This is a genomic window from Ancylobacter sp. TW_SC_1 (assembly GCF_056836805.1).
Window position 1 is genome coordinate 3,511,167 of record NZ_CM166365.1, and the last position, 14,352, is coordinate 3,525,518.

Sequence of the window (14,352 nt, forward strand, 5' to 3'; positions counted from 1 at the left end):
CTCGGCTGACGTTCAATAGAAGATGATGACGCCGAGGCTTGACCCTGCCGTCACGACAGCGTCAGTTCGCCTCGAAACCGTTCATGTCGATGGATGATGCTTCCATTGCTGCTTGACAACCCCCCGCTTCGGCGGAGCCCGGCCGGCCGGCCACGCCATCTCTCCCGCATCGCCGCGCGCGCGGCGCGGGGGCTCGGCCTTGTCGCGGCGGCCGCGCTGGCCGCGCCGTCCACCATGGCGCAGGCGCAGAGCCGCCAGCCCGGCATCATTCGCGACGCCGAGATCGAGTCGCTGATGCGCGACTACACGCGGCCGGTCTTCAAGGCGGCGGGCCTCTCGCAGCAGAACATCCAAGTGGTGCTGGTCGGTAGCGACAGCTTCAACGCCTTCGTCGCGGACGGGCGGCGCATCTTCATCAACACCGGCGCGCTCAAGCAGTCGAAGACGCCGAACGAGATCATCGGCGTGCTGGCGCACGAGACCGGCCACATCGCCGGCGGGCATCTGGCCAATATGCGCCAGCAGCTCGAATCGGCGCAGACCGCCGCCATCGTCGGCATGCTTCTCGCCGCCGGCGGCGTCGCGGCCGGCGCGGCGAGCGGGACGAGCATGGGCGGGGCGGCGGCCGGCGCGATCATGGCGCCGCAGGAGATGATCCGCCGCACGCTGCTGTCCTACCAGCGCGGGCAGGAGGCCTCGGCCGACCGCGCGGCGGTGGGCTATCTCAACGCCACCAAGCAGTCCGCCAAGGGCATGCTGACGACGTTCGAGCGGTTCCAGAACGATCAGATCTTCCTCAGCCAGCGGGTCGACCCCTATGTGCTGAGCCATCCCATGGCGACCGAGCGCATCGCGCTGCTCTCGGAGCTGGCGAAGAAGAGCCCGTATTTCGACACGAAGGATTCGCCGGCGCTGCAGACGAGGCACGACATGATGCGGGCCAAGCTGGTCGGCTTCACCCAGCAGCCGGATTCGGTCAGCCGTCTCTACCCCCGCTCCGACGCCTCGCTGCCGGCGCGCTACGCCCGCGCCATCTCGGCCTATCGCTTCGGCAACATTCCCGACTCGATCCGGCAGATCGACGCGCTCATCGCCGAGCAGCCGCGCAACGCCTATTTCTATGAGCTCAAGGGCCAGGCGCTGCTGGAGGCCGGGCGGGCGCGCGAGGCGGTGCCGCCGCTGCGCCGGGCGGTGGAGCTGTCGGGCGGCAATTCGCTGATCCGCATGCTGCTCGGCCAGGCCCTCGTCGCCACCGAGGACAAGTCGACGATGGACGAGGCGGTGCGCGAGCTGACTTTCAGCCTGCAGCGCGAGCCCTCCTCGCCGGCCGGCTGGCGCTACCTCGCCATGGCCTATGGCCGCAAGGGCGACATTCCCAATGCCGACCTCGCCTCGGCCCAGGCCGCGTTCATGGGCGGCGACTTCCGCCTGTCCCGCGAGCTGGCCACGCGTGCCCGCAACGGCTTCAAGCTCGGCACGCCGGGCTGGCTCAAGGCCGACGACATCGTCAACTACAAGCCGCCCGTCGATCCGAAATCGAAGAAGAGAAAAGCCGGTCCTTAAGATGGCGCCACGCCTTACCCCTCTGGAGAAATTCATGTCGCCGCTGACCCTCATCCGCCGTGCCGGCCGCGCAACGCTCGCATTGGGCCTTGCCGCCGGCCTCATGCTCGGCGCGGCGCTCACCCCCGCCTCGGCGCTGGACGACACCCAGCGCAAGGAATTCGAGGGGGTCATCCGCGACTACCTCCTGAAGAACCCGGAAGTGATCCAGGAAGCCATCGTCGAGCTGCAGAAGCGCCAGGCGGCCGCCGAGGCGAAGCAGCGCGAATCGGCGCTGGCCGAACTCAAGCCGCGCATTTTCGACACCGCCCGCGCCGTCGTCGTCGGCAACCCGCAGGGCGACGTCACCCTGGTCGAGTTCTTCGACTACAATTGCGGCTACTGCAAACGCGCTCTCGGCGACCTCGTCGATCTGGTCAAGGGCGACCCCAAGCTGAAGGTGCTGCTGAAGGAATTCCCGGTGCTCGGACCCGGCTCGGTCGAAGCCGCGCGCGTGGCCGTCGCGGTGCGCCTGACGGCACCCGACAAGTATTTCGACTTCCACAAGAAGCTGCTCGGCGAGCGCGGACAGGCCAACAAGGACAAGGCGATCGAGGCCGCCGTCGCGGTCGGCATCGACAAGGGCGCGCTGGAGAAGGCGCTGGAAAACCCCGAGATCAACGCCACCCTGCAGGAAGACCTGCAGATCGCCGAAGCGCTCGGCATCGACGGCACGCCCAGCTATGTGCTCGGCGACCAGGTCGTCGTCGGTGCCGTCGGCCATGACCAGCTCAAGGACGCGATCGCGTCGGTGCGCGCCTGCGGCAAGACCCAGTGCTGAACGACCCAGTGCTGAGCGATCCGGTGCCGAACGGCCCGGTGCGGCCCGGACGGTCCGCTTCGGGCCTTCCGGAGCGCAACCGCCTGGGGGTTAATCGCCGGGACATCGCGGCGGGGCTTGGCGCGGGGCGAGCCATTGCCTATAAACCCGCGGCCGTCCCGGCACGGGCCGGGCGGCGGCTGGCTTCCTGAGGCGCGATGCCCCAAACGGTGCATGTTCTCAACGGACCGAACCTGAACCTGCTCGGCACGCGCGAGCCGGAGGTGTACGGTCGCGCCACGCTGGCCGATGTCGAAGCCGCCTGCCGCGCGGCCTGCCAGCGCCATGGCCTCGACCTCGTTTTTCGCCAGACCAACCACGAGGGCGAGCTCGTCACCTTCCTGCAGGAAGCGCGCGGCTCGCTCGGCGTCGTCCTCAACGCCGCCGCCTACACCCACACCTCCGTCGCCATCGCCGACGCCATCAAGGCGGTCGGCCTCAATGTCGTCGAAGTCCACCTGTCCAACGTCTTCGCGCGCGAAGCCTTCCGCCATCATTCCTATATTTCGCCGGTCGCCCGCGGGGTGATCTGCGGGCTGGGGATCGACGGCTACCGGCTTGCCATCGACGCACTCGCCAGCGGGCGCGTCAGCTGAAGGGAGACGGGCAAGCGACCGTCACGGGATCATGATGAAAACCAACAAGCCGAACATCGACCCCGCGCTGGTGCGCGAGATCGCCAACCTGCTCTCCGAGAGCGACCTCACCGAGATCGAGGTGCAGCACGAGGATCTGCGCATCCGCGTCGTCCGCGCCGCGCCGACCGTCTACGCCGCCGCGCCGGTGGCCGTCGCCGCGCCGGCTCCGGCCCCCGCGGTCGCCGCGCCCGCACCGGTTGCCGCTGCGGCAGCGGTCGATGACATTTCCAAGCATCCCGGCCTCGTCGCCTCGCCGATGGTGGGCACCGCCTATCTCGGCCCGGAGCCCGGCGCCAAGTTCTTCGTCGATATCGGCTCGGTGGTGAAGGAAGGCCAGACGCTGCTCATCGTCGAGGCGATGAAGACCATGAACGCGATCCCCGCACCCCGCGCGGGCACCGTGACCCGAATCCTCGTGGAGAATGCGCAGCCGGTCGAATATGGCGAGCCACTCCTGATCATCGAGTGAGGGGCGCCTGATGTTCGGCAAGATCCTGATTGCCAATCGCGGCGAGATCGCCCTGCGCGTGCTGCGCGCCTGCAAGGAAATGGGCATCGCCACCGTGGCGGTTCATTCCACAGCCGACGCCAACGCCATGCATGTGAAGCTCGCCGACGAGAGCGTGTGCATTGGCCCTCCGGCCGCCAAGGACAGCTACCTCAACATTCCCGCTCTGCTCGCCGCCTGCGAGATCACCGGCGCCGAGGCGGTGCATCCGGGCTACGGCTTCCTCTCCGAGAACGCGCGCTTCGCCGAGATCCTCATCGATCACGGCGTCGCCTTCATCGGGCCCAAGCCCGAGCACATCCGCGTCATGGGCGACAAGATCGAGGCCAAGAAGACCGCCAAGCGCCTCGGCATTCCGTGTGTACCGGGTTCCGAGGGCGGCGTTACCTCCGATGACGAGGCGATCAAGGTCGCCAACGAAATCGGCTATCCCGTGCTTATCAAGGCCGCCGCCGGCGGTGGCGGACGCGGCATGAAGGTGGCGCGCTCGGAAGACGAGCTGTCCTCCGCCCTGTCCACCGCGCGCTCGGAAGCGCGGGCCAATTTCGGCGACGATGCGGTCTATATCGAGAAGTATCTCGGCACCCCCCGCCACATCGAGATTCAGGTTTTCGGCGACGGCAAGGGCAATGCGGCGCATCTGGGCGAGCGCGACTGCTCGCTGCAGCGCCGCCACCAGAAGGTGCTGGAGGAGGCCCCCTCCCCGACCATCACGGCCGAACAGCGCGCCCGCATTGGCGAGACCTGCGCCAAGGCGATGCGCGACATGAAATATCTCGGGGCCGGAACCATCGAGTTCCTGTACGAGAATGGCGAGTTCTATTTCATCGAGATGAACACCCGCATCCAGGTGGAGCATCCGGTCACGGAAGCCATCACCGGCATCGACCTGATCCGCGAGCAGATCCGCGTCGCCGCCGGCGAAGCGCTGAGCTTCACCCAGGACGATGTGGTGCTGAACGGCCATGCGATCGAGTGCCGGGTAAACGCCGAGCATGCGCGCACCTTCCGGCCCTCGCCGGGCAAGATCGGCTACTGGCATGTGCCGGGCGGCCTTGGCGTGCGCATCGATTCGGCGGTCTATCAGGGCTATTCGATCCCGCCCTATTACGACAGCATGATCGGCAAGCTGATCGTCCACGCCGGCACCCGCGACGAGTGCCTCGCACGCCTGCGCCGGGCACTCGACGAGTTCGTCGTGGAAGGCATCGAGACCACGCTGCCGCTGTTCCGCGAACTCGTCGAGAACGACGACATCAAGCGCGGCGCCTACGACATCCACTGGCTCGAGCATTTCCTCGCCGAGGGCGAGCCGGCGAGCTGATCTTCGGGGCGCGGCGCCTTCACAGCGCCGCGCATCTCCGTCATTCTGGCGGCATGTCACGCCCGCGCGAACATCAGGTCGAGATCACGCCGGAAGTCCTGCTCAAGGCCTATGCCTGCGGCATCTTCCCGATGGCCGAGAGCGCCGACGATCCGGGGCTCTACTGGATCGAGCCGGAGCGGCGCGGCGTCATTCCGCTCGACAGCTTCGCCATCACCAGCCGCCTCGCCCGCACCGTGCGCTCCGACAAGTTCGAGGTGCGCGTCGACCATGATTTCGAGGCGGTGATCGACGGCTGCGCGACCCCGGCCGAGGGCCGCGGCTCGACCTGGATCAACCGCCGCATCCGCAAGCTCTATTGCGACCTCTATGAGCGCGGCTACTGCCATTCGGTGGAAGCGTGGCAGGGCGGCGAGCTGGTCGGCGGCCTCTATGGCGTGCGGCTCGGCCGCGCCTTCTTCGGCGAGAGCATGTTCCACACCGCCCGCGACGCCTCGAAGGTGGCACTGGTGCATCTGGTGGCGCGGCTGAAGAAAGGCGGTTTCACCCTGCTCGACACGCAGTTCGTGACCGATCACCTCCGGAGCTTCGGCGCCGTCGAGGTGACGCGGCGGCAGTATCACCGCCTGCTGACCCAGGCGCTGGAGAATGGCGAGGCGAATTTCTATTGCTGGCCGCTGGGCGAGGCGATCACCGGCGAGGTCTGCTTGCAGTCGGTCAGCCACACATCGTAGATCGGGTGTTCGACGCCGTGCAGGCCGGGGCTGGAGGCGAACATCCAGCCGCCGAACAGCGGCTGCACCTTGCCGTCGAGGGTGATTTCCTGAATCTCGACGAAGCCCGTGGTGTTCTGCTGCTCGGTCTCCGGACGCGTGTAGCAGGCGCGCGGGGTGATGCGCAGGGCGCCGAACTGCACCGTCTCGTTGATCGCCACGTCGAAGCTGATGATGCGGCCGGTGATCTTGTCGAGGCCGGAGAACTCGGCCGTCTTGTTCTCGATCTTCTGTTCCGGCGGCTGCACCACCTCGATGTCGCCGCTGGGGCCGACCGTGGCCTGGCCGGGCACCTCCGGCAGGGCCGGCGCCGGGCTGCGCGGCGCACCGGCGTCCGGATCCTCCATGATGGAGGGGACGCCCATTCCCGACGGCGGCGAATCAGGATTCTCGACCGGGGCCTCCGTCTGGCCGGGCGGCGGCGCCAGCGGCTGCGAATCGACTCCGCCCTGCCAGCCCTGCTGGGCGGCGAGCGGGCCTGTCAGCGCGGCGAATGCAGCGGCGGCAAGGAGCGCGAAACGGATCGAACCGGCGGACATCGACAAGCCTCACAAGCCGCGCGTGCGGTAGGGCACGCGTCGCAGGCCAAGATGCGGGGCAATGCGGCGATGTCGGGGCGGGCACGAAAATGCCGCGAGCAGCCTCGCGCACGCCGCCGGACGAAAGGAGGTCACTCGGGCGTCCAGGCCTTGTAATCGCCCGTCACCGCGGGGCGATGGCCGAAGCCGAGCGTCGAGCCCGGCGGGTGATAGGCATTGGCGGTGCCGGTCGGGTTGGGCCGGTGCGGCTTCTGCCACTCATACGGCACGTAGTCTTCCTGGCTCGGCGGCACGTCGGAGCGCTGGTGCATCCAGGCGTGCCAGCCGGGCGGAATCGCGGTCGCCTCGGCATAGCCGTTGAAGATCACCCAGCGCCGCTCGAAGCCGAGCGCCGGGTCGATCTTGCCGCCCTTGGTGCGGTAGTAGCGGTTGCCGAATTCGTCATCCCCGACGAACTCACCGTGGCGCCAGGTATGGAAACGCGTGCCCATGGTCTGGCCGTTCCACCAGGTGAAGGTCTCGGTGATGAAGTCGGAAAGCTTCACGGAATTCGTCCCTGCGGCGGCTCAAAGCTCGGCCGGAACATGCCACCCGCGCCGCCCGGTGTCCAGCATGCCAGCGGGTTTGGCCGCAGTTTACCGGCGACGGAATTCGCTCGCGTAATAGGCGAGCGCCAGCGCGGTGATGGCGATCCCCGCCACGGTGACGGCGCCCCAGCCCGCCAGTTCGTAGAGCGGGCTGGCCAGCGCCGAGCCGAGGGCGCCGCCGAAGAAGAAGGTGGCGATGTAGAGCGCGTTGAGCCGTGAGCGAATCTCCGGCGCCAGCATGAAGATGGAGCGCTGGCCGAAGACGAGATTCGCCGTCACCGCGAGATCGAGCACGATCGCGCCGATGGCGAGCACGACCACCGACGACAGCGCCACGCCGAGTTCGGTGACGAGGAAGCCGGCGATCGCCAGCGCCAGCGCCGCGCCGGTCGCCGCGCGGGAGAAGCCGCGGTCGGCGAGCCAGCCGGCGACCGGCGAGATCACCACGCTCGCCGCCCCGGCCAATGCGAAGACCGCGATTCCCTCCTGTCCGAGCCCGAATTGCGGCGTCGCCAGCAGCAGCGGCACGGCGGTCCAGAACAGCGTGAAGGCGCCGAACATCGCCGCCTGGTAGGCCGCCCGCCGGCGCAGCACGGGCTGCGAGCGCATCAGCGGCCAGAGCGAGCCGACGAGCTGCCGGTAGGTTGCCCGCCCTCCCGGACGGCGCGGCGGCAGCGCCGCGCGCAGCCCGACCGCCAGCGCCAGCATCGCCAGTGCCGCGAGGAGGAACACCGCGCGCCAACCGAACCAGTGCGCGAGCATGCTGGAGGCCGGCCGGGCGAGCAGGATGCCGGTCATCAGGCCGCTGACCACGCTGCCGACCTTGCGCCCCCTCTCCTCTGGCCGCGCCAGGTGGGCGGCGAAGGGAACGGCGACCTGCGCCACCACCGAGCCCACGCCATAGGTCAGCGCCGCGAGCAGGAACAGCGAGGGCGCCGTGGAGACGAAGGCCAGCCCGAGCCCGGCGGCGGCGCAGATGAGGATCGAACCGATGAGTCGCCGGTTCTCGACGATGTCGCCGAGCGGCACCAGCAGCAGCAGCCCCACGATGTAGCCAACCTGACCAACGGTGACGACGAAACTGGCCAGCGTCTCGTCGAGCCCGATGTCGTCGGCGATCAGCGCCACAAGCGGCTGCGCGTAGTAGAGATTCGCGGCGCCGAGCCCAGCCGCCAGCGCGAGCAGGAAAAAGGTGAAGGCGCCGGTCGCGGGCGCCGCGTCGGTCGAGGGTGTCATGGGCGCAGCCGGGGCAAGGATGGCGGGAGCACGCCATTTGAGGAATGACGGACGCGCTGTCCAGATACCGGTGGGTCAGATAGCACGGCCCGCGGGTCCGCCATGCGCTGGCGGCATGCGGCATGCCCGTCTTCCCCGCTCTCCACCGGTCCCGCGCGATGCGCGCATTCGTGCTGGACTCCGGAAGCGAATCCACGCTCGATTGACGGCTTCCGAGTGGAAATTTCCGACCGCCGCCACCATCTACATTTAGATATTTTTCATACCCTCCACACTAGAGTTTGTGACGGAAGGTTGACGAAAAAGGGGGAGTCGGCCAGTTTGGGCCCCGTCGGACGCAGCGTTGGTTTTGCGGACGGCGCAATCCAGATTGAGGCGGACTCCGCCGCCGATGACGAGCATCGGCGGACGTTTGATGCGTGCCAGGGATAACCGACAAGGCGCGGCGTTCAGCCGATCGCCGCTGTCGGCAAGTCAGGCGGGCGCGGACGGAGATCCGAGCCATTTGAATGTCGACATGCGGGCCGCGGACAGGTCCGCCGCGAACCGGGGACGAAGACCATGCGCATCGAGCGCCGTTACACGAAGGCCGACCGTTCTCCCTATGCGGACATCGCGTTCCGCAAGGCGACCAGCGAGATCCGAAATCCGGACGGGTCGGTGGTGTTCCGTCTCGAGGCGATCGACGTTCCCGAGCACTTCTCGCAGGTCGCCACCGACATCATCGCGCAGAAGTATTTCCGCAAGGCCGGCGTCCCCGCGCACCTGAAGAAGGTCGAGGAAGAGACCGTCCCCTCCTTCCTGTGGCGCGGCGCGGCCGACGAGAAGGCGCTTTCCGCGCTCCCCGAGAAGGAACGCTTCGTCGGCGAGACCGATTCCCGGCAGGTCTTCGACCGGCTCGCCGGCACCTGGACCTATTGGGGCTGGAAGGGCGGCTATTTCGATTCGGAGGAGGACGCGCAGGCCTTCTTCGACGAGCACCGCTACATGCTGGCCATGCAGATGGCCGCGCCGAACTCGCCGCAGTGGTTCAACACCGGCCTGCACTGGGCCTATGGCATCGACGGCCCCAGCCAGGGCCATTTCTACGTCGACTACGTCACCGGCAAGCTGACCCGCTCCAAATCCTCCTATGAGCACCCGCAGCCGCATGCCTGCTTCATCCAGTCGGTCTCCGACGATCTGGTGAACGAGGGCGGCATCATGGACCTGTGGGTGCGCGAGGCGCGCCTGTTCAAGTATGGCTCGGGCACCGGCTCCAACTTCTCCGCGCTGCGCGGCGAGGGCGAGCGCCTTTCCGGCGGCGGCCGCTCCTCCGGCCTGATGAGCTTCCTCAAGATCGGCGACCGCGCGGCGGGCGCCATCAAGTCGGGCGGCACCACCCGCCGCGCCGCCAAGATGGTGGTGGTCGACGTCGACCATCCCGACATCGAGACCTATGTCGACTGGAAGGTGAAGGAGGAGCAGAAGGTCGCCGCCCTCGTCACCGGCTCCAAGACCGTCGCCAGGCACATGAAGGCCGTGATGAAGGCCTGCGTGAACTGCGAGGGTGAAGGCGACGACTGCTACGAACCGGAAAAGAACCCCGCCCTGAAGCGCGAGATCCGCGCCGCCAAGAAGGCGCAGGTGCCGGAGAACTACATCCGCCGTGTCGTCCAGTTCGCCAAGCAGGGCTACACCGACATCGACTTCCCGATCTACGACACCGATTGGGATTCGGAGGCCTATCTCACCGTCTCGGGCCAGAACTCGAACAATTCGGTGCGCGTCGACGACGCCTTCCTCACCGCCGTCGAGGCCGATGCCGACTGGAACCTGACCTCGCGCATCACCGGCAAGGTGACCAAGACGCTCAAGGCAGCGGATCTGTGGGAGAAGATCGGTCACGCCGCCTGGGCCTGCGCGGATCCCGGCATCCAGTTCCACACCACCATCAATGACTGGCACACGAGCCCGGCGGGCGGCCCGATCCGCGCCTCCAACCCGTGCTCGGAGTACATGTTCCTCGACGACACGGCGTGCAACCTCGCCTCGCTGAACCTGCTGCAGTTCCGCAACGCGGACGGCACGTTCGATGTGGAGAGCTACGAGCATGCCTGCCGGCTGTGGACGGTCGTGCTCGAAATCTCGATCCTGATGGCGCAGTTCCCCTCGAAGGAGATCGCCAAGCTCTCCTACGACTACCGCACGCTTGGCCTCGGCTACGCCAACATCGGCGGCCTGCTGATGACCTCGGGCATCCCCTATGATTCCGACGAGGGCCGTGCCTATTGCGGCGCGCTGACCGCCATCATGACCGGCGTCGCCTACGCCACCTCGGCGGAGATGGCGAAGGAACTGGGCCCGTTCCCGGAATACAAGCCCAATGCCACGCACATGCTGCGCGTCATCCGCAACCACCGCCGGGCGGCCTATGGCGAGCGTGGCGGCTATGAGGGGCTGAACACCAACCCCGTCCCGCTCGACCACGCCAAGGTGCCGGAGCCGCGGCTCGTGGAGCGCGCCAAGGCGACCTGGGATCTCGCTTTGTCGCTCGGCGAGGAGCACGGCTACCGCAACGCCCAGACCACGCTGCTCGCGCCCACCGGCACGATCGGCCTGGTGATGGACTGCGACACCACCGGCATCGAGCCCGACTTCGCGCTGGTGAAGTTCAAGAAGCTGGCCGGCGGCGGCTATTTCAAGATCATCAACCGCGCCGTGCCGGAGGCGCTGCGCACGCTCGGCTATTCCGAGAGCCAGATCGCCGAGATCGAGGCCTATGCGGTCGGCCACGGCTCGATCACCCAGGCGCCGGCGATCAACCATTCGACGCTGCGCACCAAGGGCTTCGACGACGCCATGCTGTCGAAGATCGACGGCAGCGTGAAGGCCGCCTTCGACATCAAGTTCGTGTTCAACCGCTGGACGCTGGGCGACGAGGCGCTGGCCAAGCTCGGCGTGCCGGCCGACAAGCTGGCCGACCCGGCCTTCGAGCTGCTGCCCTTCCTCGGCTTCTCCAAGAAGGACATCGACGCCGCCAACATCCATGTCTGCGGTGCGATGACGCTGGAGGGCGCGCCCTTCCTCAAGACCGAGCACTACCCGGTGTTCGACTGCGCCAATCCGTGCGGGCGCATCGGCAAGCGCTACCTGTCGGTGGTCAGCCACATCCACATGATGGCGGCGGCGCAGCCCTTCCTGTCGGGCGCCATCTCCAAGACCATCAACATGCCGAACGAGGCCACCGTCGAGGACTGCAAGGAAGCCTATCTGCTCTCCTGGCGCCTCGCGCTGAAGGCCAACGCGCTCTACCGCGACGGCTCCAAGCTCTCGCAGCCGCTGAACTCGCAGCTCATCGCCGACGAGGACGACGAGGAGGACGCGATCGAGGCGCTGCTGGACAAGCCCGCCGCCGCCCGCGCCACCCAGATCACCGAGAAGGTGGTCGAGAAGATCGTCGAGCGCGTCGTCGCCATCCGCGACCGCGAGAAGATGCCGGACCGCCGCAAGGGCTACACCCAGAAGGCGGTGGTCGGCGGCCACAAGGTCTATCTGCGCACCGGCGAATATGATGACGGCCGCCTCGGCGAGATCTTCATCGACATGCACAAGGAAGGCGCGGCGCTGCGCTCCTTCATCAACAACTTCGCCATCTCGGTGTCGCTGGGCCTTCAGTACGGCGTGCCGCTGGACGAGTATGTCGACGCCTTCACCTTCACCCGCTTCGAGCCGGCGGGCCCGGTGCAGGGCAATGAGGTGATCAAGTACGCCACCTCGATCCTCGACTACATCTTCCGCGAGCTGGCGGTGTCCTATCTCGGCCGCCACGAGCTCGGCCATGTCGAGCCGGGCGAGTCGCATTTCGACGCGCTGGGCAAGGGCGTGGACGAGGGCAAGGCCTCGCCGACCTCCGCCGCCTCGCGCATGGTGTCGAAGGGCCTGATGCGCGGCAAGAATGTGAGCCTGATGGTGGTGCCGGCCGGCACGCCCCTCCCGACGGCGTCCAACGTCACCGCGCTGCGCGGCGGCATCCAGGGCGCCACCGCGCTCAAGGCCGATCCGCTGGACGAGGAAGAGGCGGTGGTGGGCGACACCGACGCCCTGCCCTGGTCCGCCCCGGCCCCGGTGGCCGCGAGCGGCCCGACCAAGGCGGAAGCCCGCGCCATCGCCCGCGCCAAGGGCTATGAGGGCGAAGCCTGCCCCGAGTGCCAGAACTTCACCATGGTGCGCAACGGCACCTGCCTGAAGTGCGAGACCTGCGGCTCGACGACCGGCTGCAGCTGATCGGCAACTCATCGGATGAACGAACGGCCGGGGCGCTTCCCCGGCCGTTTGCATTTGACCCTCACGACTGCGTGGCCGAAGGTGCGCGCCAGCGAGAAGTAGCCGGGAGGAACGCATGTCTCAGGATCGGAGCGACCAGGCGGAGACCCGCGAGGCCCCGGCGGCGCGCAGCCATGCAGGCTCCTGTCATTGCGGCGCCGTGCGTTTCACGGCGCACCTCGACCTCGCGCAAACCATCGCCTGCAACTGCTCGATCTGCGCGACCAAGGGGCTGATCCTCGCCTTCACCCCGGCCGCCAGCTTCTCGCTCGAATCCGGCGAGGACCGGCTGAAGGAATACCGCTTCAACCAGCATGTCATCCGCCATCTCTTCTGCACCGATTGCGGCGTCCAGCCCTTCTCCCGCGCCGATGCGCCGGACGGCACGCCGATGGTGGCGATCAATGTGCGCACGCTGGAGGGAGTCGATCCCGGCCAGCTCGCGCCGGCAACCTTCGACGGGCGGTCAGCCTGAACACTCCAACGGCCAAGCCCACCATGCCCTTCATCCCCACTCTCGACACGCCGCGCCTTGTCCTGCGCCCATACCGGCTCGACGAATTCGAAGCCTATGCGGCGATGTGGGCGGAGCCGGCGGTGACGTGCTTCATCGGCGGCGTGCCGATTTCCCGCGAGGCGGCGTGGGGGCGCTTCCTGCGGCAGATCGGGCTGTGGCACCATCTCGGCTTCGGCTTCTTCGCCGTCGAGGACCGCGCCACCGGCGCCTTCATCGGCGAGGCCGGTTTCCATGATCTCAAGCGCGGGCTGACGCCTTCCATCGAGGGCACGATGGAGGCCGGCTGGGCGCTGGCCGGCGCCGCGCAGGGCAAGGGGCTGGCCGAGGAGGCGATGCGCGCCGCCCTCGGCTGGGCCGACCTGCACGGTATCGGGACGCGGATCACCTGCATGATCCACCCGAACCACGCCGCCTCGCTGCATGTGGCGGGCAAGCTGGGCTTCGTCGCCTTCCGGCAGGGCGCCTATAACGGCCATCCCATGGTGCTGCTCGAACGCCCCCGCCCCGCCGCACCCTAAAGCATTGTCCTCCACAAGGCGGACGCGCGCCCGACGCATCGCCAAAGGAAGCGCGAACGGCCCGGACACGAAAAAGCCGCCGGCCCGGGGGCCGACGGCTCTTCCGTTTCACGTCCGAAGCACCAGCCGCCTGTCAGCCGCCGACACCCCGGTCCAATGGCCGATCAGCCGACGCGCAGGTTGACCGCCGAGGTCTTGCCCGAGCGCTGGTCGGTCTGCAGCTCGAAGGAAACCTTCTCGCCATCACGCAGGCCCTGCAGGCCCGAACGCTGCACGGCGCTGATGTGGACGAACACGTCCTTGCCCGCGCCATCGGGCTGGATGAAGCCATAGCCCTTCTGGTCGTTGAACCACTTCACGGTGCCGGTCTGGGTAGACATTAGGGTAGTCTCACGTATCGAGGTTGCACATTCAGCGAAAACGCGCGGTTCCCGCCGCTGGGTCGAATTTGGAAGAAGAGCTGAACGTGCACCTGGCATTCGCGAGGTGAAACGGCCCAGAGTCCAGCCAAAGTCTGCGCAGGAGACTAACGCGAATGGCTGTCATTGCAAGGGGCGACGAGGGGGCAAGCAGGAGGTCGCCAGCAGAAATGTCGCCGTCCCACGGTGGAACGACGACATTGTATTCGATCTAAACGGACAGAATAGTCCGGTCCGTCAATTGATCACTCGCTCAGGCCGGACGCAGATTGACTGCGGAGGTCTTGCCGGAGCGCTGGTCGGTCTGCAGCTCGAAGGAAACCTTCTCGCCGTCGCGCAGGCCCTGAAGGCCCGAACGCTGCACTGCGCTGATATGGACGAACACGTCCTTGCCGCCACTATCGGGCTGGATGAAGCCGTAGCCCTTCTGCTCGTTGAACCACTTAACCGTGCCGGTATCCGCCATTAGAAAGAACCTTCGAGACCTGTGAGACAGCCGGCAAACCAGGCGGCTTGCCGAATTCCAGCCGACTTTCGCAAAGCAACCGCTCACCCGCCGGGCAGCC

General features: G+C 67.5%; 14 protein-coding genes. 9 read left to right on the plus strand and 5 right to left on the minus strand.

Annotated features, from left to right (window positions below; genetic code table 11):
• Positions 1–96: 96 nt before the first annotated feature.
• From AC1PZ7_RS16485 to aat, 6 genes are all read left to right on the plus strand, one after another.
• Positions 97–1,563, plus strand: a complete 1,467-nt coding sequence (locus tag AC1PZ7_RS16485; protein WP_482359661.1) for a M48 family metalloprotease — start codon at positions 97–99, stop codon at positions 1,561–1,563.
• A 34-nt stretch (positions 1,564–1,597) separates the two neighbouring features.
• Positions 1,598–2,383, plus strand: coding sequence for a DsbA family protein (locus AC1PZ7_RS16490; protein WP_482356287.1), 786 nt, complete (start codon positions 1,598–1,600; stop codon positions 2,381–2,383).
• A 197-nt stretch (positions 2,384–2,580) separates the two neighbouring features.
• On the plus strand, positions 2,581–3,018 hold the full coding sequence (aroQ, locus tag AC1PZ7_RS16495; RefSeq protein ID WP_482356288.1) for a type II 3-dehydroquinate dehydratase: 438 nt from the start codon (positions 2,581–2,583) through the stop codon (positions 3,016–3,018).
• A gap of 34 nt (positions 3,019–3,052) precedes the next feature.
• Positions 3,053–3,529, plus strand: a complete 477-nt coding sequence (gene accB / locus AC1PZ7_RS16500; protein ID WP_482356289.1) for an acetyl-CoA carboxylase biotin carboxyl carrier protein — start codon at positions 3,053–3,055, stop codon at positions 3,527–3,529.
• 10 nt (positions 3,530–3,539) lie between these two features.
• Positions 3,540–4,892 (plus strand): acetyl-CoA carboxylase biotin carboxylase subunit, encoded by a 1,353-nt coding sequence (gene accC / locus AC1PZ7_RS16505; protein WP_482356290.1) that lies wholly within the window; start codon positions 3,540–3,542, stop codon positions 4,890–4,892.
• 53 nt (positions 4,893–4,945) lie between these two features.
• A complete protein-coding gene (gene aat, locus AC1PZ7_RS16510) occupies positions 4,946–5,626 on the plus strand; it encodes a leucyl/phenylalanyl-tRNA--protein transferase (protein ID WP_482356291.1) in 681 nt (226 codons plus the stop codon).
• On the opposite strand, the gene AC1PZ7_RS16515 is transcribed toward aat, so the two are convergent.
• The 3 genes from AC1PZ7_RS16515 to AC1PZ7_RS16525 form a co-directional block, all read right to left on the minus strand.
• Positions 5,557–6,204 carry a DUF2155 domain-containing protein gene (locus tag AC1PZ7_RS16515; protein WP_482356292.1) on the minus strand — a complete coding sequence of 216 codons (648 nt, stop codon included), beginning with the start codon at positions 6,202–6,204 and terminating at the stop codon, positions 5,557–5,559. The two genes, aat and AC1PZ7_RS16515, sit on opposite strands and share 70 nt — an antisense overlap.
• Before the next feature lie 131 nt (positions 6,205–6,335).
• A complete protein-coding gene (locus AC1PZ7_RS16520) occupies positions 6,336–6,749 on the minus strand; it encodes an NADH:ubiquinone oxidoreductase subunit NDUFA12 (protein ID WP_482356293.1) in 414 nt (137 codons plus the stop codon).
• Positions 6,750–6,839: 90 nt separating this feature from the next.
• Positions 6,840–8,027, minus strand: a complete 1,188-nt coding sequence (locus AC1PZ7_RS16525) for an MFS transporter (RefSeq protein ID WP_482356294.1) — start codon at positions 8,025–8,027, stop codon at positions 6,840–6,842.
• A 561-nt stretch (positions 8,028–8,588) separates the two neighbouring features.
• Here AC1PZ7_RS16525 and AC1PZ7_RS16530 point away from each other — a divergent pair.
• The 3 genes from AC1PZ7_RS16530 (at position 8,589) to AC1PZ7_RS16540 (ending at position 13,367) form a co-directional block, all read left to right on the plus strand.
• The gene (locus tag AC1PZ7_RS16530) at positions 8,589–12,293 is read left to right on the plus strand and encodes a vitamin B12-dependent ribonucleotide reductase (RefSeq protein ID WP_482356295.1); all 3,705 of its coding nucleotides are present in this window, start codon (positions 8,589–8,591) and stop codon (positions 12,291–12,293) included.
• Positions 12,294–12,408: 115 nt separating this feature from the next.
• Positions 12,409–12,807, plus strand: coding sequence for a GFA family protein (locus AC1PZ7_RS16535; protein WP_482356296.1), 399 nt, complete (start codon positions 12,409–12,411; stop codon positions 12,805–12,807).
• Between the two features lie 23 nt (positions 12,808–12,830).
• Complete coding sequence (locus AC1PZ7_RS16540; RefSeq protein ID WP_482356297.1) at positions 12,831–13,367, plus strand: GNAT family N-acetyltransferase; 537 nt, start codon at positions 12,831–12,833, stop codon at positions 13,365–13,367.
• 164 nt (positions 13,368–13,531) lie between these two features.
• Here AC1PZ7_RS16540 and AC1PZ7_RS16545 read toward each other — a convergent pair whose 3' ends face one another.
• Positions 13,532–13,747: a cold-shock protein gene (locus tag AC1PZ7_RS16545; protein ID WP_013165949.1), complete on the minus strand. Its 216-nt coding sequence runs from the start codon at positions 13,745–13,747 to the stop codon at positions 13,532–13,534.
• Between the two features lie 292 nt (positions 13,748–14,039).
• A complete protein-coding gene (locus tag AC1PZ7_RS16550) occupies positions 14,040–14,252 on the minus strand; it encodes a cold-shock protein (protein ID WP_482356298.1) in 213 nt (70 codons plus the stop codon).
• Positions 14,253–14,352 lie beyond the last annotated feature (100 nt).